The sequence below is a fragment of the Micromonospora thermarum genome (assembly GCF_012034245.1).
Taxonomy (GTDB): domain Bacteria; phylum Actinomycetota; class Actinomycetes; order Mycobacteriales; family Micromonosporaceae; genus Micromonospora; species Micromonospora thermarum.
In genome coordinates, this window is record NZ_JAATEO010000016.1 from 46513 (window position 1) to 67021 (window position 20509).

The 20509-nt window shown below is 74.1% G+C and carries 19 protein-coding genes; 6 read left to right on the top strand and 13 right to left on the bottom strand.

All coding sequences use genetic code 11. The features are described from left to right. The first annotated feature begins 40 nt into the window (after nucleotides 1–40). On the top strand, nucleotides 41–1459 hold the full coding sequence (locus tag HCJ94_RS16060) for an alpha,alpha-trehalose-phosphate synthase (UDP-forming) (RefSeq protein ID WP_168001832.1): 1419 nt from the start codon (nucleotides 41–43) through the stop codon (nucleotides 1457–1459). 40 nt (nucleotides 1460–1499) lie between these two features. Here the strand turns inward: HCJ94_RS16060 and HCJ94_RS16065 are convergent, their stop codons facing one another. The 6 genes from HCJ94_RS16065 to HCJ94_RS16090 form a co-directional block, all read right to left on the bottom strand. Beyond that, on the bottom strand, nucleotides 1500–2321 hold the full coding sequence (locus HCJ94_RS16065) for an alpha/beta hydrolase (protein WP_168001833.1): 822 nt from the start codon (nucleotides 2319–2321) through the stop codon (nucleotides 1500–1502). A gap of 106 nt (nucleotides 2322–2427) precedes the next feature. After that, the gene (locus tag HCJ94_RS16070; RefSeq protein ID WP_168001834.1) at nucleotides 2428–3834 is read right to left on the bottom strand and encodes a flavin-containing monooxygenase; all 1407 of its coding nucleotides are present in this window, start codon (nucleotides 3832–3834) and stop codon (nucleotides 2428–2430) included. Between the two features lie 95 nt (nucleotides 3835–3929). Further along, complete coding sequence (locus HCJ94_RS16075) at nucleotides 3930–4640, bottom strand: endonuclease/exonuclease/phosphatase family protein (RefSeq protein ID WP_168001835.1); 711 nt, start codon at nucleotides 4638–4640, stop codon at nucleotides 3930–3932. Between the two features lie 8 nt (nucleotides 4641–4648). Beyond that, a complete protein-coding gene (locus HCJ94_RS16080; RefSeq protein WP_309227305.1) occupies nucleotides 4649–5605 on the bottom strand; it encodes an ROK family glucokinase in 957 nt (318 codons plus the stop codon). A gap of 61 nt (nucleotides 5606–5666) precedes the next feature. Beyond that, the gene (locus tag HCJ94_RS16085; RefSeq protein ID WP_168001837.1) at nucleotides 5667–6305 is read right to left on the bottom strand and encodes a hypothetical protein; all 639 of its coding nucleotides are present in this window, start codon (nucleotides 6303–6305) and stop codon (nucleotides 5667–5669) included. Between the two features lie 40 nt (nucleotides 6306–6345). Beyond that, nucleotides 6346–6801 carry an SRPBCC family protein gene (locus tag HCJ94_RS16090; RefSeq protein WP_168001838.1) on the bottom strand — a complete coding sequence of 152 codons (456 nt, stop codon included), beginning with the start codon at nucleotides 6799–6801 and terminating at the stop codon, nucleotides 6346–6348. Nucleotides 6802–6928: 127 nt separating this feature from the next. On the opposite strand from HCJ94_RS16090, the gene HCJ94_RS16095 reads away from it, so the two are divergent. The 5 genes from HCJ94_RS16095 (at nucleotide 6929) to HCJ94_RS16115 (ending at nucleotide 14038) form a co-directional block, all read left to right on the top strand. Further along, the gene (locus HCJ94_RS16095; RefSeq protein WP_168001839.1) at nucleotides 6929–8728 is read left to right on the top strand and encodes an AMP-dependent synthetase/ligase; all 1800 of its coding nucleotides are present in this window, start codon (nucleotides 6929–6931) and stop codon (nucleotides 8726–8728) included. A 14-nt stretch (nucleotides 8729–8742) separates the two neighbouring features. Further along, nucleotides 8743–10434, top strand: coding sequence for a sensor histidine kinase (locus tag HCJ94_RS16100; protein ID WP_168001840.1), 1692 nt, complete (start codon nucleotides 8743–8745; stop codon nucleotides 10432–10434). A 7-nt stretch (nucleotides 10435–10441) separates the two neighbouring features. After that, nucleotides 10442–11110: a response regulator transcription factor gene (locus HCJ94_RS16105; protein ID WP_088972416.1), complete on the top strand. Its 669-nt coding sequence runs from the start codon at nucleotides 10442–10444 to the stop codon at nucleotides 11108–11110. Between the two features lie 155 nt (nucleotides 11111–11265). Then, nucleotides 11266–12075 carry an SAM-dependent methyltransferase gene (locus HCJ94_RS16110; RefSeq protein ID WP_168001841.1) on the top strand — a complete coding sequence of 270 codons (810 nt, stop codon included), beginning with the start codon at nucleotides 11266–11268 and terminating at the stop codon, nucleotides 12073–12075. A gap of 307 nt (nucleotides 12076–12382) precedes the next feature. After that, nucleotides 12383–14038 carry a putative bifunctional diguanylate cyclase/phosphodiesterase gene (locus HCJ94_RS16115; RefSeq protein ID WP_168001910.1) on the top strand — a complete coding sequence of 552 codons (1656 nt, stop codon included), beginning with the start codon at nucleotides 12383–12385 and terminating at the stop codon, nucleotides 14036–14038. 187 nt (nucleotides 14039–14225) lie between these two features. On the opposite strand, the gene HCJ94_RS16120 is transcribed toward HCJ94_RS16115, so the two are convergent. From HCJ94_RS16120 to HCJ94_RS16150, 7 genes are all read right to left on the bottom strand, one after another. After that, nucleotides 14226–15350: a glycosyltransferase family 4 protein gene (locus HCJ94_RS16120; protein ID WP_168001842.1), complete on the bottom strand. Its 1125-nt coding sequence runs from the start codon at nucleotides 15348–15350 to the stop codon at nucleotides 14226–14228. Further along, nucleotides 15347–16606, bottom strand: coding sequence for a M48 family metallopeptidase (locus tag HCJ94_RS16125; protein ID WP_168001843.1), 1260 nt, complete (start codon nucleotides 16604–16606; stop codon nucleotides 15347–15349). The genes HCJ94_RS16120 and HCJ94_RS16125 overlap by 4 nt, the downstream gene beginning before the upstream one ends. Nucleotides 16607–16826: 220 nt before the next feature. Then, nucleotides 16827–17618 carry an ABC transporter permease gene (locus HCJ94_RS16130; protein ID WP_168001844.1) on the bottom strand — a complete coding sequence of 264 codons (792 nt, stop codon included), beginning with the start codon at nucleotides 17616–17618 and terminating at the stop codon, nucleotides 16827–16829. Then, nucleotides 17615–18568: an ATP-binding cassette domain-containing protein gene (locus HCJ94_RS16135; RefSeq protein WP_168001845.1), complete on the bottom strand. Its 954-nt coding sequence runs from the start codon at nucleotides 18566–18568 to the stop codon at nucleotides 17615–17617. Before HCJ94_RS16135 ends, HCJ94_RS16130 begins: the two co-directional genes overlap by 4 nt. Nucleotides 18569–18593: 25 nt before the next feature. Continuing rightward, complete coding sequence (locus HCJ94_RS16140; RefSeq protein WP_168001846.1) at nucleotides 18594–19442, bottom strand: DUF4097 family beta strand repeat-containing protein; 849 nt, start codon at nucleotides 19440–19442, stop codon at nucleotides 18594–18596. 65 nt (nucleotides 19443–19507) lie between these two features. After that, nucleotides 19508–20026: a toxin-antitoxin system HicB family antitoxin gene (locus HCJ94_RS16145; protein ID WP_168001847.1), complete on the bottom strand. Its 519-nt coding sequence runs from the start codon at nucleotides 20024–20026 to the stop codon at nucleotides 19508–19510. A gap of 166 nt (nucleotides 20027–20192) precedes the next feature. Then, a complete protein-coding gene (locus tag HCJ94_RS16150; protein ID WP_168001848.1) occupies nucleotides 20193–20405 on the bottom strand; it encodes a hypothetical protein in 213 nt (70 codons plus the stop codon). Nucleotides 20406–20509 lie beyond the last annotated feature (104 nt).

Consider the following 20509-nt stretch of genomic DNA (forward strand, 5'->3'; position numbering starts at 1 on the left):
CGCACCGGCGGTCGCTCCCCGGCAGATCGGAACGCCCGAGATGCGACAGAGTTCCCTCGTGGTGGTCGCCAACCGCCTCCCCATCGACGACAGTGTGGCCCCGGACGGCGCCTGCGAGTGGCGCCGCAGCCCCGGCGGCCTGGTCAGCGCGCTGCACCCGCTCCTGCGGCACACCCCCGCCACCTGGGTGGGGTGGGCCGGCGGCACCGGGCCGGCCCCCGTGCTGCCGGACATCGACGGCGTCCGCATGCACGCCGTGGCACTGACCGCCGGCGACCTGCGCGACCACTACGAAGGCTTCGCCAACGCCACCCTGTGGCCGCTCTACCACGACGCCGTCGAGCAGCCCGAGCACCACCGCCGCTGGTGGGAGGCGTACCAGCGGGTCAACCAGCGCTTCGCGGAGGCGACCGCCGAGGTGGCTGAGCCCGGCGCCGTGGTGTGGGTGCAGGACTACCACCTCCAACTCGTCCCGGGCCTGCTCCGGGCGCTCCGGCCGGACCTGCGGATCGGCTTCTTCCTGCACGTCGCGTTCCCGCCGCCGGAGCTGTTCATGCAGCTGCCCCGCCGGGCCGAGCTGCTGCGCGGCATGCTCGGCGCCGACCTCGTCGGCTTCCAGCGGGCCCAGGCGGCGCACAACTTCGCCCAGCTCGCGGCGAAGGTGCTCGAGCTGCCGGCCACCGACCGCCGGATCGCCGTCGACGACCGGGTGGTGCGCATCGGCGCCTTCCCGGTCTCCATCGACACCGCCGAGATGGCCGCCCTGGCCGCCCGGCCGGACGTCGCCGAGCACGCCGCCCGGCTGCGCCGCGACCTGGGCAGCCCCGACCAGGTGATCCTCAGCGTCGACCGGATGGACTACACCAAGGGCATCGAGCAGCGGCTCAAGGCGTACAGCGAGCTGATCGTCGATGGTCACGTCAAGGTCCGGGACACGGTGCTGGTGCAGGTGGCGGTGCCGAGCCGGGAACGCGTCGGGCAGTACCAGATCCTCCGCGAGCGCGTCGAACGCGAGGTCGGCCGCATCAACGGCGAGTTCGGGCGGGTCGGCGAGCCCGCCATCCACTACCTGACCCAGCCGTTCGACCGCGCCGAGCTGGCGGCCCTGTACCGGATCGCCGACGTCATGGCGGTGACCCCGCTGCGGGACGGCATGAACCTGGTGGCCAAGGAGTACGTCGCCGCCCGCGTCGACGACACCGGGGCCCTGCTGCTGAGCGAGTTCGCCGGCGCCGCCGCCGAGCTGTCCCAGGCGTACCTGGTGAACCCGCACGACCTGGAGGGCCTCAAGCAGGGTCTGCTCGCGGCCCTGCGCGCCGCGCCGGACGACGTCCGCGAGCGGATGCGGGCCATGCGCGCGCACCTGCACCGGCACGACATCCGCGCCTGGGCCCGCTCCTACCTCTCCGCGCTCGACGAGGACGGGTCGCTGGTCAGCCGGCTCGGCGCCGCCGGTTAGGGCCTGTCCTGGCCGGGCAGGCCCTCGACCACGGCCGCGCTCAGCCCCGGCCGGGGTCCGGGTCCTTCTCCAGCCAGTCCAGGATCGCGTCGACCGGCTCCCGCCAGCGGGCGTCGAGCATCAGGTCGTGCCCCATGCCGGGGAAGAGCAGCGGCGCGGAGCCGTACCGCCGGGCCGCGCGGGTCAGCGCCGCCGCTGGCACCACCCGGTCGTCCGGGCTGCCGAGCACCAGCACCGGCGGCTCGCCCACCGCCGGCTCCGGCTCCCGACCGAGCAGCAACTGCCACTGGGCACGCCGGGCGGCCCGGCCCAGCCGGGCGGCGTGCCGCCGGGCGTCCGCCTCCGGCAGCTCCCGGCTGAACAGCTGGGATCGGCTCAACCGCAACCGGCCGCCGGCCAGCGCCGGCAGCGTCCCGAGGGGGTTGCGGCGCAGCGCGGTCAGCGCCGTACCCCAACCGCCGAGCACCGGCGCCACCAGGACGGCGGCGCGGGCCGGGTAGCGCGCCAGGGCGTGTGCGACCACGAGTGCCCCGGCACCGTGCCCCACCAGCACCGCCTGGCGCGGCAGGCCCGCCGCCACCTGCACCACGTCATGGGCGTACGCCCGCAGCGTCGCGTCCGGCGCCGGGCCGCTGCCGCCGTGGCCGCGCAGGCTCACGGCGTACGCGGGAAAGCCGCGCCCGGCGGCGTGCCCCAGCCAGTGCTCGGCGAACGCCCACGCGCCGTGCCCGAAGCCCGGCACGAACAGCAGTGGCGGGCGACCCTCCTCCACCTCCGGGGTGGCGCCCAGCACCTCGCGCCGGACCGGGCGGACCGGCCGGGCCCACTCCCACCCCCGCATGATCCGCACCTGCTGGGTCACTGTGCCGACCTTTCGTTCGCGACTGCGGGGCTTCGCCCCGCTGCACCTCGCGTTCGTGCGCGGCCGCGTCCCACGCGAGCCGCCCACGAACGCCCGCTCCTCACGCTCACCGCGTCTCCAGGTCCCGCAGGGCACGCTGGACGGCGCGCAGGTAGTCGGCGTGGCCGACCTCGAACCAGTGCCGGGTGCTGTCCTTGACCGGCCCGGAGTAGCGCTCCCCCGCCTTCGCGGTGACCTTCCCGGCGAAGGCCGCCGCGCGGTCCGGGTGGGTCACGCGCAGCCGCAGCAGCCGGGCGAACAGCACCGCCTGCCAGTGCGACAGGGTGAAGATGCCGGAGTCGGGCTGCACCAGACCGGCCACCGCGAGCGTCGGGTGACCGGGCACGAACGCGTTGAGCCACAGCGTCGGCCGGCCGGTCGCGGCGTCGTCGCCGAGGATCTTCGGGTCGAGGAACTCGAACCGCGGCAGGTAACCGGTGGCGAAGACGACCAGCTCCGGGTCGATCTGCCGGCCGTCGGCGAGCTCCACGGCGTACGGGTGGAAGCGGGTGACGTCCGGGACCGGGGTGATCTGGCCGTGGCCGACGTGGTAGACGAGCTGGCTGTTGGCGATCGGGTGGGTCTCGTACACCCGGTGGTCGGGCTTCGGCAGGCCGAAGCGGGTGAGGTCGCCGACGGTCAGCCGCAGCGTCAGGTGGTAGAGCCACTGCCGGACCCGCCGCGGGACCCGCAGGGCCAGCAGCGCGTCGTTGACCTGGTCGGCGGGGCGGCCGAGCACGTACTTGGGGGTGTACCAGTAGCCGCGGCGCGTGGAGTGCCAGCAACGGGACGCCTGCTGCCCGGCCTCGACGGCGATGTCGCACCCGGTGTTGCCCGCGCCGACCACCAGCACCCGCTTGCCGCGTAGCTGTGCCGGGTCCTTGTACGACGAGGCGTGCATGATCTCGCCGCGGAACTCGGCGAGGCCGTCGTAGCTCGGCAGCTTCGGCGACCAGTTGTGGCCGTTGGCGACCACGACGGCCGCGTACCGGGAGGTGCGCTCCGGGCCGTAGCCGCCGGTGCTCCGGGTGGTGACGTCCCAACGGTCCCCGGCCACCGGCTCGACCCGCACCACCTCGGTGCCGAACCAGATGTGCCGGCGCAGGTCGAAGTGGTCGGCGTACCGCTCGAAGTAGGACAGCAACTGGCTGTGGTGCGGGTAGTCCGGCCAGTCGTCCGGCATCGGGAAGTCGGGGAACTGGGTGAACGGGCGGGACGAGATCAGGTGGGTGCTCGCGTACACCGGGCTGCGGTCGTGCCGCCAGTTCCACGCGCCGCCGACCCCCGTCTCCCGCTCGTAGCAGTCGACGCCGAACCCGTGCTCGCTGAGGTTCTTGATGGCGGTCAGCCCGCTCGCGCCGGCACCGATCACGCAGACCGTGTCGCCCCGGTCCGAGACCGGGCGGCCGTCGCGGGTCAGGTCGACGGTGCTCGACTCCGGGTCGGGCCGGCCGTCGTCGGTGGAGGTGGACACCGAGGGATCTCCTTATGTGCGGCACGGGTGCCGGGTCGCGCAGCATCCTGCCCACATCGGATGGCCGATGTCCAGCCCCGGCCCCCGCGCGGCGGTCAGTCGGTCGGGGGCAGCAGCAGGTCGACCAGGACGGGGAAGTGGTCGCTGGCGCGGCGGGTCTCCGGCGTGTCCACCACGTCGTAGTCGACGACGGTGATCCGCGGGTCGACGAAGAGCGCGTCGATCCGCCGGCTCGGGTTGCCGCACGAGAAGGTGAGCCGGTCGGCCCGGTCCGTCGCCACCGCCGCGTCGGTGCGCCCCGCCGCCACGGTCGCCCAGGCCGGCCCGTCCGGCCCCTCGTTGAGGTCCGCGCCCGCGATCACCGGCCACGGCGCGTCGGCCAGCCCCCGCGCGAACAGCTCGGCCTGGGCCGGCCGCTCCGCCGGATCGGTGGACAGGTGCGACCCGGCGACGGTGAACCGGGCGCCCCGCCCGACCACGCAGTCGGCGTACGCGGCGCCCCGCAGGTGCCGGCCGGGGGTGAGCGGGAACCGCTGGCACCGGCTGGCGGTCACCCGGACCCGGAGGCTGGTCAGCAGCAGGTTGCCCAACGCGGGCAGCCCGCCCGCCGCCACCACCAGCCCGAACGACTCGGCGAGCGCCGCCGACTTCTGCCGCCAGCGGAACCGGCGCGGCCCCTCCTGCACGACGACCACGTCCGGCGCGGCGGCACGGACCACCGCCGCCAACGCGGCGGTGTCGTCCCGCTGGCTGTGGATGTTGTACGACACGACGCGCAGCGGCACGCCGGCACCCGGTGCAGCCAACCCCGGCCCTAGATCCGACGGGCGAGGTCGGCGGCGCCGATGACGCCCGCGGTGTTGCCCAGCTGGGCCGGCCGGATGTCGGCCACCGGCAGCCGGCCGCGCTGCGCCAGCGCCTCGGTGAAGGAGCGGCGGGTCGGGCCCATCAGCAGGTCACCGGCATCGACGACGCCACCGCCGACGACCAACACCTGGGGGTCGAGGATCTGCGCCATGTCCGCGAGGCTGGTGCCCAGCCAGCGGCCGACCAGGGCGAACGCCTCGGCGGAGACCGGGTCGCCGCCCTTGGCGGCGGCCGTCACCATCGGGCCGGTGATCGCCTCGACCTCCCCGCCGGCCAGGTCCAGCAGCGCGGTGGCGCGGTGCGGCTCCTGGCGGGCGGCGGCGCGGGCGAAACGGACCAGGGCGCTCCCGCTGGCGTACTGCTCGATGCAGCCCAGGCGGCCGCAGCCGCACTGGTGCCCGTCCGGAACGGTGAGCATGTGGCCGAGTTCGGCGGCGATGCCGTTGGCGCCGCGGACCAGCTCGCCGCCGAGGACGATGCCGCCGCCCACGCCGGTGCCGATCGTGAACATGACCATCGAGTCGTCGGCGTGGCGGGCGGCGCCGTGCCGGAACTCGGCCCACGCGGCGACGTTGCCGTCGTTCTCGACGATCACCGGCAGGTCCACCGCCGCGCTGACGTAGTCGCGGAGCGGCTCGTCGCGCCAGGCCAGGTTGGGGGCGAAGAGCACGGTGGAGCGCCCGGCGTTGATCCAGCCCGCCGCGCCGATGCCGACCGCCTCGATCGTCCGCCCGTGCGCCAGCTCGCCGACCACCTCGATGATGACGTCCCGGGTCTTGCCGACGTCATCGGCGGGAGTGTCCCGTCGGGCCTGCACCAGGACCCTGCCGGCGTCGTCCACGACACCGCCGGCCACCTTCGTGCCACCGACGTCGACTCCGATGGTCAGCGTCACCGCTGCCACTCCCCTCTGCTGTGCTGCCCCGGCCCCACGGCATCGCTCGGTGGGTGACGGGAGGTGGTGGTCAGGCCCCCCGGGCGTCCTCGCCCGCGTCGCCGGGCACCCGGGAGGCGGGCACCACGGGACGGTCGGCCGTCGCCCGTACGGTCTGCGGCGCGGCCGGCCCGGCGACGTCGACGGGCGGTGCGGCGGCCGGGTCGGGTGTCTCCTCCGCGCGGGTGGCGGCGGACCAGACGTCCCCCTCGGGCGCCGACGGAGAATCATGCCCGCTCCGGGTGGCCTCGCGCCACACGTGGTCCTCGGTGCCGGCGGCCGGGGTGGCCGGCCTGGGCCGGTCGGCCCGCTCGTGGGCCGGCTCGGCCGGGGCGAACGCGCGGAGCAGGCTGGCCACGCCGGCGGCCAGGTCGCCCGCTCCGGTGGCGAGGCGCTCGGCGAATTCCGGACTCGGGTCGCGCAACGCGGCGACAGCGCGGCAGACCGGACAGATGCAGCATTCGGCCGTACCGGTGGCGAAACCGCCCCTGGACGACCCTGCCGAACCGCCCGGGACGCCGCTGTGATTGAGGACACTCGACACGATCCCACCGAGCGGACCCCACGCCCCCGACTCCGATCCCGCCGCGGCCAGCCGCGCGGTGGCCAGCAGGGTGGCGACCAGTCGTTCCGCCTCTTCCCGGGCCGAGCCCGGATCCGTTGCCCCCACGCTCGGCTCCTCTACCGGGGCGGCCGGGCCGCCGACCGCGTCACTGCGCCGCACCGGGTGCTTCTACCCGGCGCTTGAGCTGCTTCAACGCGGTGTCCATGATCATCTTCTCGGCCTTGCGGCGGAACATGCCGAGCATCCCCACCGACAGCTCGACCTCCAGCGTGTAGGTCACCGTCGTCGTGCCGTCACGGTTGCCCACCAGGTCGTACGAGCCACGCTGGGACTTCTGCATCTTCGAGGGCGCCACCAGGTGCCACTCGATCCGGGTGAGGTCCTCCGCGTACTCGTAGGCGAGCACGTACTCGTCGGCCATCACGCCCGCGTCGATGGTGAACCGGACCTGGCTCGCATAGCCGTCCTCGTACTCCTCGACGACCTCCACGTCCCGCACCGCCTCGGTCCACTCCGGGTAGCTCGGGAAGTCGCAGATGACCGCCGCCACCCGTTCCGGTGGCGCGCCGATGATGATCGACTGGGTGGAGGAGTCCGCCATGGGGGGAGGCTACCCGGCGGCGGAAGGAACCTGCCTGCGCCACCCTCCCCGTCGGGCGGGTAGGTTTCGACAGAGCCGACCCGAGGTGGCGGCCCGCCCGGCCAGTGTGAGCACGAGGAGAGTGCAGGTGCGCGAGTTCTCCGTCCCGCCGATCGTCACCGTCGGCGACTCGGCCAACCTCACCGACCCGGTCTGGGACAATGCCGAGGTCGCCCCGGACGCGGTGCAGTTCGTCCGGCCGGGCCCCGAGGGCGCCCGGGTCGAGGTGACCTGCCGGCAGTTCCGCGACGAGGTCGTGGCGGTGGCCCGGGGTCTGGTGGCGGCCGGCGTGCAGCCCGGCGCCCGGGTCGCCCTGATGAGCCGCACGCGGTACGAGTGGACCCTGCTCGACTACGCCATCTGGGCGGCCGGCGCGGTCACCGTGCCCATCTACGAGACGTCGAGCGCCGAGCAGGCCGCGTGGATCCTGTCCGACTCCGGCGCCGTCGCCGCGCTGGTGGAGACCAACGCCCACGCCACGCTGGTCGCCGGCGTCCGGGACCGGGTCCCCGAGCTGGCGAACGTGTGGCAGTTCGACCTCGGCGCGGTGGACGAGCTGGTCGCGGCGGGCGCCGCGGTCGACCCGGCCGAGATCGAGCGGCGCCGCGCGGCGGTCCGCTCCGGCGACCTCGCCACCATCATCTACACCAGTGGCACCACCGGCCGCCCGAAGGGCTGCATGCTCACCCACCGCAACATGTACGCGGACATCGCCAACGCGGTGCCGGTCCTGCCGAACCTGTTCCGCGAGAACGCGTCCACCCTCCTGTTCCTGCCGCTGGCCCACGCCTTCGCCCGGCTCATCCAGATCGGCGTCGTGCAGGCGCGCGCCACGATGGCGCACTGCGCCGACACGAAGAACCTGGTCGCCGAACTCCAGGCCTTCCGTCCCACGTTCGTGCTGTCCGTGCCCCGGGTCTTCGAGAAGGTCTACAACGCCGCCAAGCAGAAGGCCGAGGCCGACGGCAAGGGGAAGATCTTCGCCCGCGCCGAGGCCGTCGCCATCGCGTACAGCGAGGCGCTGGAGACCCCGGCCGGCCCCGGCCTGGCACTGCGCGCGCAGCACGCGCTCTTCGACCGGCTCGTCTACCGCAAGCTCCGCGCGGCACTCGGCGGCCGGTGCCGCGACGCCATCTCCGGCGGCGCGCCGCTGGGCGCCCGGCTCGGGCACTTCTTCCGGGGCATCGGGGTGACCATCTGCGAGGGGTACGGCCTGACCGAGACCTCCCCCGCGGCCGCCGCCAACCTGCCCGACGCGACCCGGATCGGCACCGTCGGCCGGCCGCTGCCCGGCGTGACCATCCGGATCGAGGACGACGGCGAGATCCTGATCGCCGGTGACCTGATCTTCAAGGGCTACTGGCGCAACGAGGTCGCCACCGGCGAGGCGCTGACCGACGACGGCTGGTTCCGCACCGGCGACCTGGGCCAGCTCGACAGCGACGGCTACCTGAGCATCACCGGCCGCAAGAAGGAGATCATCGTGACCGCCGGCGGCAAGAACGTCGCCCCGGCGGTGCTGGAGGACCAGGTCCGGGCGCACCCGCTGATCAGCCAGTGCGTCGTGGTCGGTGACCGGCAGCCCTTCATCGCGGCGCTGGTCACCGTCGACGAGGAGGCGCTGCCCAAGTGGCTGGAGGCGGCCGGCCTGCCGGCGGACACCCCGGTCCAGCAGCTGTGCGAGCACCCGGAGCTGCGGGCCGAGATCCAGACCGCGATCGACGCCGCCAACCAGGTGGTGTCCAAGGCCGAGGCGATCAAGGTCTTCCGGATCCTGCCCCGGGACTTCACCGAGGCGACCGGCGAGCTGACCCCGTCGCTCAAGGTCAAGCGGCAGGTCGTGCACAAGTCGTACGCCGCGGAGATCGCCGACATCTACCGCGGCTGACTACCATCCGTCACGTGCCCGCCTCGACATCCGCCCTCCCGCGCCCGCACCCTCTCGCCGCCGCCGCGCGCGTGGTCATGCTGGCGCTGGTCGCCGTCCTGACCCTGTTCGCCACGCGTGACGTCGCCCAGCTGTGGTGGATCGCGCTGCTGGCGGTGGCGGGCCTGCCCGCGCTGCTGGCGCCGACGCACCACCGGCTCGGGCCGCTCAGCCGGGTGGCCGAGGTGGTGGTGCTGGGGCTGGCCGCGAGCCAGGTCGCCTCGGTCGCGACGATCGGCGCGCAGAACGGCGGGCTGGGCGCCTCGGCGGTGCTGCCGTACCTGGCCGTCCCGGTCACCGTCACGGCGCTGCGCCGGCGGTTCCGCGAGGGCGCCGCGCTGCTCGCCGTCGCCGCGGTCACCCTGCTGGTCGCGGGCGCGCTGACCGAGGTCGACGGGAGGCGGCAGCTCGCCCAGGTCGGCTACCTGGCCGTCTGCGCCCAGTGGCTGATCCTCGCCGCCCTCGGGCTCTACGCGGCGAGCACCCTGCACCGGGTGATGCAGGCGCGCGGCGACGGCAAGCCGCAGCCGTACGCCGAGGCGACCCGGCTGCTCACGCAGCTCCGGACGGTCGCCCGGCAGCTGCCCGGCGCCACCCTGGACCCGGGCGGCATCTCGGAGCACCTGCTGGAGGAGCTGCGGGCGGTGGCCCCGGCAGGCCGGGCGGCGGTGCTGTCGGCCAGCGGCGGCGGGCGACTGGTGGTGCTGGCCCAGTCGGGCGTCGACCGGGTGGACTGGGAGACGACCCTCGACGCGGACTCGGCGATCGCCGACGCGTGGGCGAGCCAGCAGCCGCAGACCGCGGCGCGCTCCCAGGCCCGCTCCCACGCCGGTAAGGACGTCTCCGCGCTGATCGTCCCGCTGGTCGCCGGGGTGCGCACCGTGGGGCTGGTGGTGCTGGAGGCGGACGCCGCGCACGCGTACCCGCCGGACGTGGTGTCCCGGGTGACCGCGCTGACCAGCCCGGCGGCGCTGCGCCTGGAGGCGGCGCTGCTCTTCGACGAGGTCCGGTCGCTGGCGACCAACGAGGAGCGGCAGCGGCTGGCCCGGGAGATCCACGACGGCGTGGCCCAGGAGCTGGTGATGGTCGGCTACGGCATCGACAACGCCCTGGCCACCGTGCACGACGACGCCGAGGAGACCGCCGAGAGCCTGCGGACGCTGCGCCAGGAGGTCACCCGGGTGATCACCGAGCTGCGGCTGAGCCTGTTCGAGCTGCGCAGCGAGGTGGACCGGCACGGCGGGCTGGCGGCCGCGATCGCCGAGTACGCGCGCACCGTCGGCGCCTCCGGCGGGCTGCGGGTGCACCTGTCGCTGGACGAGTCGACGGCCCGGCTGCCCGCCGCCACCGAGGCCGAGCTGCTGCGCATCGCCCAGGAGGCGGTGACCAACGCGCGCAAGCACGCCGGCGCCGCGAACCTGTGGGTCACCTGCGAGGTGGACCCCCCGTACGCCCAGATCGAAGTGTCGGATGACGGTCACGGGATGGGTGACCAGCGCACCGACGGGCACTACGGTCTTGCGATCATGGCCGAGAGGGCGGAACGTATCCGGGGCCGGTTGGAGATCAGGCCGCGGCAACCAAGTGGCACGACGGTGGCGGTGGTGGTGGGTTCGTCGCCCCGACGCGATACCGTGCGTGGCAGCGCAGCAGCAGAAGGGGAGTAACGCGAGGATGACCACAAGCCCGACACCGGCCACCCGCACCAAGGTCCTCCTTGTCGACGATCACGATCTGATCCGCAAGGGCCTCCGGCACGCCTTCGAGCGCGACCGCCAGTTCGAGGTCGTCGGCGAGGCCGCCACGGCGGCCGAGGGCGTCCGCCAGGCCGGTGCGCTCCAGCCCGACGTGGTGATCATGGATCTGCGTCTGCCCGACGGCAGTGGCCTCGAAGCCACCCGCGCCCTGCGCAAGTCCAGCGCCACCATGGGCATCGTCGTGCTCACCATGTACGCCGGCGACGACCAGCTCTTCGGCGCGCTGGAGGCCGGCGCGAGCGCCTTCGTGCCGAAGACCGCCCCGGCCGACGAGGTGGTCGCCGCCGCCCGGCACGCCGCCTCCTCCCCCAGTGCGTTCACCGCCGCCGACCTGGCCGAGGCGATGAAGCGCCGGCTGGCTCCGTCCGGTCCGCAGCTCTCCCCCCGCGAGGGTCAGGTGCTGCGGCTGCTCGCCGACGGCATGAGCGTCGCGGGCATCGCCAAGCAGCTCTTCGTCAGCGAGTCCACCGCCAAGACCCACATCTCCAAGCTGTACGAGAAGCTGGGCGCCGCCAACCGTGCCCAGGCGCTGATGACCGCGCTGCGGCTCGGCCTGCTCGAGGCACCGGACGCGCCGAAGTTCTGACCCGTCCGTCCACCGTCGGTCCGCGCCCACCCCCGGCGGGCGCGAATCTTTTTCATCGACCGCCGTGTTCGGCCGGTGCGGTGACGCGCTATGGTCTCCCCCGGCGGAAGGCGGTCCACGGGCGGCGCGGCCCGTGCGCGCGAAGAGGGTGAGGCATGGGACGGCCGAACTGGGCACCCGACGAGATCGACATCGAACGCCCCAGCGTGGCCCGCATGTACGACTACTACCTTGGCGGGTCGCACAACTTCGCGGTGGACCGCGCGGCGGCGCAGGCGATGGTGGCGGCGGTGCCCGAGGCGCCGCTGATGGCCCAGGCCAACCGGGCCTTCCTCCGGCGGGCCGTGCAGTTCCTGGTCGACGCCGGCGTCCGGCAGTTCCTCGACATCGGCTCGGGCATCCCCACCGTCGGCAACGTGCACGAGATCGCGCAGCGGGCCGCGCCGGACGCCCGGGTCGTGTACGTCGACGTCGACCCGGTGGCCGTGGCGCACAGCCGGGAGATCCTCGCCGGCAACGACGGGGCGACGATCGTGCAGGAGGACCTGCGCCACCCCGAGCGCATCGTCGACCACCCCGACGTCCGCCGGCTGATCGACTTCGACCGGCCGGTCGCCGTGCTCATCGTCGCCGTCCTGCACTTCGTCCCCGACGACGACCGGCCCGCCGAGTTGCTGCGGACGCTGCGCGACGCGCTCGCCCCGGACAGCTGGCTGGTGCTGTCGCAGGCCAGCGCCGACGGGCGGGGTGACGACGAGCGGGCCGAGGCCGAGGCGGTCTACCGGCGCACCGACAATCCCCTGTGGATCCGTAGCCGGAGCGAGCTGACCGCTCTGTTCGACGGTTTCGAGCTGGTGGAACCGGGCGTGGTCTGGGTGCCCCAGTGGCGTCCGGAGTCGCCCGAGAGCGCCGAGGAGGCCGAGCGGTCGGCGTTCATCGGCGGGGTGGGGCGCCTCGGTGGCTGAGAGGCTGCCGGGGAGTTCCGGGGCGAGCGAGGCGGAGCCCAGGCGGCGGTCCGGCAAGGCGGGGACCGGTCCGGACACCACAGTGGTGTCCGGACCGGCCTCCGACGCCGCCGGTCGCCGGCTGGGCCCGCCGCCGTCGCGTGCTTTCCCGGCAGCCTCGGAACCGCCCGGAACGTTCGTGCCCGGTGGTCCGGCCGGGGGCGGCCCGGCGGCGTGGCCCGCGACCGGGGCCGGCGCCGCGACGTCCGGCGCGGCGACCTTCGCCGGCGCGTGGGCGAAGGCGGTCAGCGGGACGAGCTACCTGCCGATGACCCAGGCCCAGCTCGAGGCGCTGCTGTGCCGCCTCGCCCAGGACCTGGCGGCGGCCCTGCTCGCCGAGCCGTTCGACCTGCGGGCCGGGCAGCGGGTGGGTGCGGAACTGGTGGCCGCGCACATCGCGTCCGCCGAGGGGCTGGGTCGTACGGTCGAGGTCGTCCAGCTCCGGCTGGTACGCGACCTGGGGCTGGTCGCCGACGACGTCGAGGACCGGATGGCCCGGCTCCTCGCCGCGGTGGCAACCGGATACGCACGGGCGCTGCGCGACCGCACGCTGGACGAGCAGGAGTCGATCCGGCGGGCCGCGATGACCGCGCGGGCGGAGGCGGAGCGGGCGCTGCGGGCCAGTGAGGCCCGCTTCCGGCACCAGGCCACCCACGACCCGCTCACCGGCCTGCCGAACCGGGCGCTGTTCACCGAGCGCCTCGCCGCGGCCGTCAACACCCCCGGCCGGGCGGCCGACCGCGTCGGGCTCTGCTTCCTCGACCTGGACCGTTTCAAGCGGATCAACGACTCGTACGGGCACCAGGTCGGCGACGCCCTGCTCACCATGGTGGCCGACCGGTTCCGGCGGGCCCTCGACGGCCACCTCGTCGCGCGCCTCGGCGGCGACGCGTTCGTCGTCCTGATCGAGAACACCGGGGGCACCCGGGACGTCATCGCGGTCGCCGAGGCCGCCCTCGCCGCCGTGCACGAGCCGGCCCTGGTGGCGGGTCACGAGGTGGCCGTGACGGCGAGCGTCGGCCTCGTCGAGCGGCAGGTCGCCGGCACCTCCCCGGGCGAGCTGATGCGTGCCGCCGACTGCACCATGCACTGGGCCAAGTCGGCCGGCGGGGACTGTTGGGAGCTGTACGACGCCGAGCGCCACCACCGCCAACTGGCCCGGCAGGCCCTGTCGGCGGCGATCCCGGCCGCGCTGGAGCGGGGCGAGTTCTTCCTCGACTACCAGCCGCTGGCCTCCCTGCGCGACGGCCGTCTCATCGGTGTGGAGGCGCTGGTGCGCTGGCGCCACCCCCAGTTGGGTGTGCTGCGGCCGGACAGCTTCATCGACCTGGCCGAGGAGACCGGGCTGATCGTGCCGCTCGGCGGTTGGGTGCTCGCCGAGGCGTGCCGGGCGGCGGGGACCTGGTCGGCGAGCGGCGGGGCGGCGCCCTTCGTGAGCGTCAACCTGGCCGTACGCCAGGTGCACCGTCCGGGCCTGGTGCAGGAGGTCCGCACGCTGCTGCGGCACACCGGCCTGCCACCGGAGCGGCTGCAGCTGGAGATCACCGAGAGCACCATGATGAGCACCGCCGAGGAGCCGGTCCGGGCGCTGAGGGTGCTCGCCGACCTCGGCGTGCGGATCGCCATCGACGACTTCGGCACCGGCTACTGCAACCTGGCGTACCTGCGGGACCTGCCGGTGACCGAGCTGAAGGTGGCCGGCGAGTTCGTGGCCGGCCTACGGACCCCGGAGGCCCGGGCCGACGAGCGGATCCTCGCCTCGCTGGTGTCGCTGGCGCACGCGCTGGACCTGACGGTCACCGCCGAGGGCGTGGAGACGGCCGGCCAGGCCGAGCGGCTGCGCGCCATCGGCTGCGACGCGGGGCAGGGCTGGCACTTCGGCCGCCCGGAACCGGCCGACCGCATCCTGGCCCGCCTCTCCTGACCTCTCCTGACCTCTCCTGACCACCCCACATTCCCCCGCCCTCCCCGCGCGCCTTCCCCGTCGATCTTGCACTTTCGGTCCTCCTTATGGCCTTTTTGCTCCCTTATGTCGGGGCAGGAAGTGCAAGATCGACGCCGGAAGGAGCGCGGGGCGTGGCGCGCGCGGGGGCGTGGGGCCGTGGGGTGGGTCAGCTCTCGAGGAGGGTGGTCATCCTCTGGGCCTGGGTCTCCCAGCGCCACTCGCGTTCGACCCAGGCGCGGCCGGCGGCGCCGAACTGGCGGGCCAGGTCACGGTCGGCGAGCAGCGTCGCCACCCGGTCGGCGATCTGGGCGACGTCCCGTCCCCGCACCACGTAGCCCGTCTCCCCGTCGCGGACGGCGTCCGGCGCGCCGCCGGAGTCACCGGCGACCACAGGCAGGCCGGTCGCGGACGCCTCCAGGTAGACGATGCCGAGCCCTTCCACGTCCAGCCCGCGGTTGCGGGTGCGGCAGGGCATCGCGTACACGTCGCCGGCCGCGTAGTGGGCGGGCAGCTCGGCCGCCGGGACCGTGCCGGTGAACACGACGTCCCGCTCGACCCCGCTCTGCCGGGCCAGCTTCTCCAGCGTCGCCCGGTACGGGCCGCCCCCCACGACGAGCAGCGCGGCGTCCGGGACCCGACGGCGGATCTCCGGCAGCGCCCGGATCAGCACGTCCTGACCCTTGCGCGGCACCAGCCGGGACACGCAGACCACCACCGGGCGGTCGGCCAGCCCGAGCCGTACGCGCACCGGCTCGCCGTCGACCGACGGGTGGTACGCGTCCACGTCGACACCCGGCGCGAGGCGGTGCAGCTCGGTCACCCCGTGCAGCGCCCGCTCCAGCCGGACCCGGGTGTACTCCCCGAGGTAGGTCGTCACGTCGACGCCCCGCCCGATGCGGCGCAGCGCGGCCCGGGCGCCGGGCAGCGCGGCCCAGCCCACCTCGTGCCCGTGGGTCTGCGCCACGACGCGCCGGATCCCGGCCCGCCGGCGCAGGCCCGCCGCGAGCAGCCCGAGCGGGGCCGCCGCGCCGAACCACACGGTGTCGCAGTCGTACGCCCGCGCCAGCCGCGCCGCCCGCCGGGCCACCAGCGGGGTGGGCAGCAGCACGCGGGTACGTTCGCGGACCACCTCGAACGGCTGGTCGGCGTCGAACTTGTCGGCGCCCCGCCAACTGGACGCGTAGACGACCACCGACCCCGGGGGCTGCCGGACGGCGAGGTTGTGCACGAACGACTGGATGCCCCCGGGTCGGGGCGGGAAGTCGTTGGTGACGAGCAACGTCCGACTCATCGACCGGTCTTCCTGGCGTAGGCGCGGGCGGCGGCGATCCGCTCCACGGTGGACGGGTGGGAGGCGGAGTACAGGTACTCCAGGCGAGGTGGATCGGGGTCGGCGAGGTTGATGCCGGCGAGCCGCCGCTGCATCGCCTCGAAGGCTGTCGGATCGCCGGTGAGCGCGAGCGCGTGGGCGTCGGCGCGCGCCTCGACCCGCCGCGACATCAGCGCCTGCGCCGGCGCGGACAGCAGCCCGGCCACCGTCACCAGGGCCACCAGCAACGGGAACGCCCGGGGTTGGGCGACCGAGTCGACGCCGGCCAGGCGCAGCAGCGGGCCGGAGGAGCCGAGCAGGTAGAGCGCCACGACCGCCGCCGCCGCGCCCAGCGCGCCGGTGAGCGTGCCGGCCGCCACGTCCCGGTCCTTCGCGTGGCCCAGTTCGTGCGCCACCACGGCCGTCACCTCGGCCGGGCTGGCCTCGCGCAGCAGCGTGTCGTACACGACGATCCGCCGGGTCGGGCCGAGCCCGGAGACGTACGCGTTGACCGCGCGGGTGCGGCGGGACGCGTCGGCCACAAGCACGTCGCGGACCGGTACGCCGTCGCGGGCCGCCAGGTCCATCAGCTGGGTACGCAGCGGGCCCGGCTCCATCGGGGTGAACCGGTTGAACACCGGCTCCACCAGCACCGGCAGCACGAACGACAGCAGCACGACCAGGCCGGCCGCCCCGGCCGCGCCGAGCGCCCACCACCAGCGCGGCGCCAGCCGGATCACGCTGTAGAACCCGAGCAGGGCCACCGCGCCGATGACGGCGCTGACGGCGTACGACTTGAGCAGGTCGACCGACCAGCCGCCCCAGCCGTTGGTGGCCAGCCCGTAGCGGGTCAGCACGGTGTGCCGCCAAGCGGCGAAGGGCAGGGTGACCAGGTCGGCGAGGAGCACCACGGCGAGCCCGCCGAGCACCGCCTGCGCGGCCCAGTGCCCGCCGAAGGGGCGCCCGGCCAGCTCGACCAGGCGGCTGCCCAGCGGGGTGAGCCCGAGCGCGAGCGCCACCAGCAGCCCGATCCCGAGGGCGGCCCAGCCGCCGGGCCGCAGCGCCGCGCGGAACTCACGACCCCGGGCGACCTGCTCGGCCGGCAGGTCCCGCAAAGCGGCGAGCTGGTCGGCGCGGGGAGCCGGCGGGCGCTGCCACGGGATGAGGACGGCGGCGACGACGGCCAGCGCCACGAGCAGCCCGGCCAGCGTGAGCACGGCCCAGCCGCGGGGGCTCACGCCGTCATCTCCCGCGTGCCGCCGGGGTGGCCGACGGCCATCGCGACGGGGCCCTCGTCGCCCGGGCGTACCCGATTCATGCCGCCGCTCCTCCCGTCGTGACCGCCCATCGTAGTGCCCTCGCAGTTCGCCACGGCGGCGTGTCCACGACCTGACCCGCGGCGTGGAAAGCCGGCGACGGGTGCCACGTGGATCACGTGACAGCCGTCAACGGTGTGGATCAGCGGGAGGGGTCGCGGTTGTACAGCTTCCTGGCCCACAGGTAGCAGGCGACGGTGATGACGACGCTCCAGGCGATGGCGAGCCCGGCGCTGTTGCCGATGCCGGTGCCCAGGAGCAGGCCGCGGAGCGTTTCCATGACCGGGGTGAAGGGCTGGTACTCGGCGAACCAGCGCACCGCGGCCGGCATGGAGTCGGTGGGGACGAACCCGCTGCCGAGGAACGGCAGGAGGATCAGCGGCATGGGGAGGTTGCTCGCCGTCTCGACGGTCTTGCTGACCAGGCCACAGGCGACCGAGAACCAGATGACCGCGAAGGTGATCGCGGCGAGGATGCCGAGGGCGGCGAGCCATTCGATCGGGGTGGCCGTGGGTCGGAAGCCCACGAGCAGGGCCACCCCGGTGACGACCAGCAGTGCGAGCAGGGTCTGGATCATGCTGCCGACGACGTGGCCGGTCAGCACGGCGGGCCGGAAGATCGCCATGGTCCGGAAGCGGGCGATGATGCCCTCGGTCATGTCCATCGCGACGGAGATCGCCGTGCCCTGGACGACGCCGGCGATGGTGATCAGGAGGACGCCGGGGGTGATGTAGTTGGCGTAGTCCGCTCGGCCGCCGGAGACGCCGCCGAGCCCGGCGCCCATGGTGCCGCCGAAGACGTAGACGAACAGCAGCAGCAGGACGACCGGCATGCCGATGAGCATCAGCGTCATCGACGGGTAACGCTGCATGCGTCGCAGGTTGCGCCGCAGCATGGTGGTCGAGTCGCGTACGGCGTAGGTGGCGGAGCTCATCGCACGGTTGCCCTTTCCTTGTGGGGTTGCCCGGTGAGGGTGAGGAAGACGTCGTCGAGGTCCGGCGTGTGCACCGACAGTTCCTCGACCTCGATCGAGGCGTCGTCGAGCCGGCCGAGCAGGGTCCGCAGCGACCGGACCCGACCGTCGTTCGGGATCCGCAGCGTGAGCGCGTCGTCGTCGCGTGACCCGTCGCCGAACATGCGGGCGGCCAGGTCGAGGCCGGTGGGGTCGGTGAACCGCAGCTGGACGTGACCACCGGGAATGCGGCGCTTGAGCTCGTCGGGGGTGCCTTCGGCGACCAGGCGCCCGTGGTCGAGCAGCGCGATCCGGTCGGCGAGCTGGTCGGCCTCCTCCAGGTACTGCGTGGTGAGGAAGATGGTCACCCCACCGCCCACGAGGTCACGGATGACCTGCCACATGGTGCGGCGGCTGCGCGGGTCGAGGCCGCTGGTCGGCTCGTCGAGGAAGATGACGCGCGGGCTACCGACCAGGGTCATGGCGAGGTCGAGGCGGCGGCGCATGCCGCCGGAGTAGGTCACCACCGGCTTGCGGGCGGCCTCGACCAGGTCGAACCGGTCGAGCAGTTCGGCGACGCGTCGCCGCCCGGCGGCCCGGTCCAGGTGGCGCAGGTCCGCCATCAGCTTCAGGTTCTCCTCGCCGGTCAGCAGGTTGTCCACCGCGGAGAACTGCCCGGTGACGCCGATCGCGTCGCGTACGGCGTCGGGGTCGCGGGCCGGGTCCCGCCCGTCGATCCGGATGTCGCCGGCGTCGGCGTCGATCAGGGTGGAGAGGATCTGGACGGTGGTGGTCTTGCCGGCGCCGTTGGGGCCCAGCAGCGCGAAGATCGTTCCGGCCGGCACCTCCAGGTCGATGCCGTCGAGTACGAGCTTCTTGCCGTACGCCTTGCGCAGGCCGGTGACCCTGATCGCCGGGTGTGGTGTGGACACGGGATCTCCTCCAGGTAGCTACAGGTCAGGCGCGGCGGATGAGGATGTCGCCGGCGTAGGTGCGGGCCCGCACCTCGACGGTCTGGTCGGTGCTGTCCGGCCCCGGGGTGGTGGCGAGTTCGTTCCGGACGCGCCCGGCGGAGGTCTTGAGGTCGAGCCAGGCGGCCGTGCCGGCGCTGATGCCGACCTCCAGGGAGCCGGCCGCGGACTCGACCGTCACCGCGCCGCGGGTGACCTCGCCGATCCGTACGCCGCCGCTGGCGGTCTTCGCGGTGACGCCGGCGTGGGCCCGGTCCACGGTGACGTTGCCGTTCGCCGCGTTGACCCGCAGGTCGCCGGTGGCCTCCCCGATCCAGGTGTCGCCGTTGGAGTTCTTCACCCTTGCCGGTCCGGCGATCCGGCCGACGCGGACGACGCCGCTGCCGGTGGTGACCTCGGCACCCCCGTCGACGTGGTCGACGATGACGTCCCCGAAGCCGCTGCTCGCGTTCAGCTGGCCGGCCTCGTCGAGTCGGATCGGTCCGTGGCCGCTCCTGAGCCGGCAGTCGCCGAGCCGGCCCTCGCAGTGAAGCTCCCCCATCCCGGTGTCGGCCTGCACCTGGGAGCCCGACGGCAGTTCGATCGTGACGTCCACCCCACCGGTCCGGGTGAACAGGGAGCTGAGCTGCTTCGGCACCCTGACCGTGAGCGTGCCGTCGGCGTACTCGACGCGGGTCTGTTCGGCGACCTTCAGGTCCGCCTTGCTGGACCCGTCCATGGGTCGCACGTCGACGGTGGTGTCGCTGCGGTCGCTGGCGCTGATCCGTACGTTGCCGACGACGAAGCTGAGGCTGACCGAGGCGGAAATCGGGTTGGGAGTGTCAAAGGTTGGCATCGCTGATCCCCAATGGTGAGTGGCTACGGGATGGCCGGCCGGCTGGTCGAGGTTCCGCTGACGGGTCAGCGCACCCAGCCGGTGAAGCGCTGGCCGGAGCTGGCGGCGGGGCCGCTGACGGTGGGGCCGCTGCCCAGCGCGGCGCCGGCAGCCCGGACGAGCCAGGAGTTGACCGACAGCCGCTCGCGGGCGGCGGCTTCCTCGACCCGCGCCTTGAGGTCGTCCGGGAGGCGGAGGTTGATGCGAGCGGTGCCGCCCTTGTCGCCGGCGGACGACACGGGCTCGTCGATCGCCGCCGCGGGGACGGTCGGTGTCTGGTCGACGGCTACCGGCCGCTCAGTGGCCGCAGGGGTCACGACGAAGTCCGGGTCCCGCCCGTTGAGGCGCAGGTGGACCGAGCCGGGGGCCAGGTCACGGGTGATCTCGGTGGTGGCTGCCGAGAGCGCCTCGAGCAGGGTGAGCCGGATCGCCGACTCGAGGGGCGCGGTGAGGCGCTCGGCGAGCTCCCGCGCCTCGTCTCCGCCGGCCGCGGCAGCGACCGCCAATTCCCGTCGAAGCAGCTCGACATACGGCGTGAGGTTCATGGTGCCATGATGGCACCATGATGGCACCATGGGCAAGCCATCTTGGCTCTGCACGGTGCCATGAGGGTGACGCGTTGATGCCATAGCTGGCCTGAGCAGGGGCGACGGAAGGGCACCAGCACTCGCGTCGGCGAACTGCGCGCGCCGGCGGGGTGGGACGAACGCGTCAGGCCACCCGGCGGCGGCGAGTGCGGGAACGACCGGCGGGGGGCCCGGGCAGCACCTCCACCTCGAACCCGGCCCGGGCGAACACCTCGATGGCCCGGGCCTCGGCGGAGCCGAGCCCCGCCGTCGGGGACGCCTCGTCGAACAGGGCCGTCACCAGGCAGCCGGAGCAGCCGTCGCCCCGGATCCCGCACCGGTCACACTCGATCAGCATCTCCGCCTCCTGATGCGCTGGTGGCGGCCCTGCGCCGTCGTCGCCGCCTGACCACCGTCCGTCACATCGACGCTAGGCGCGGGGTACGACAGAAACCGGACAAG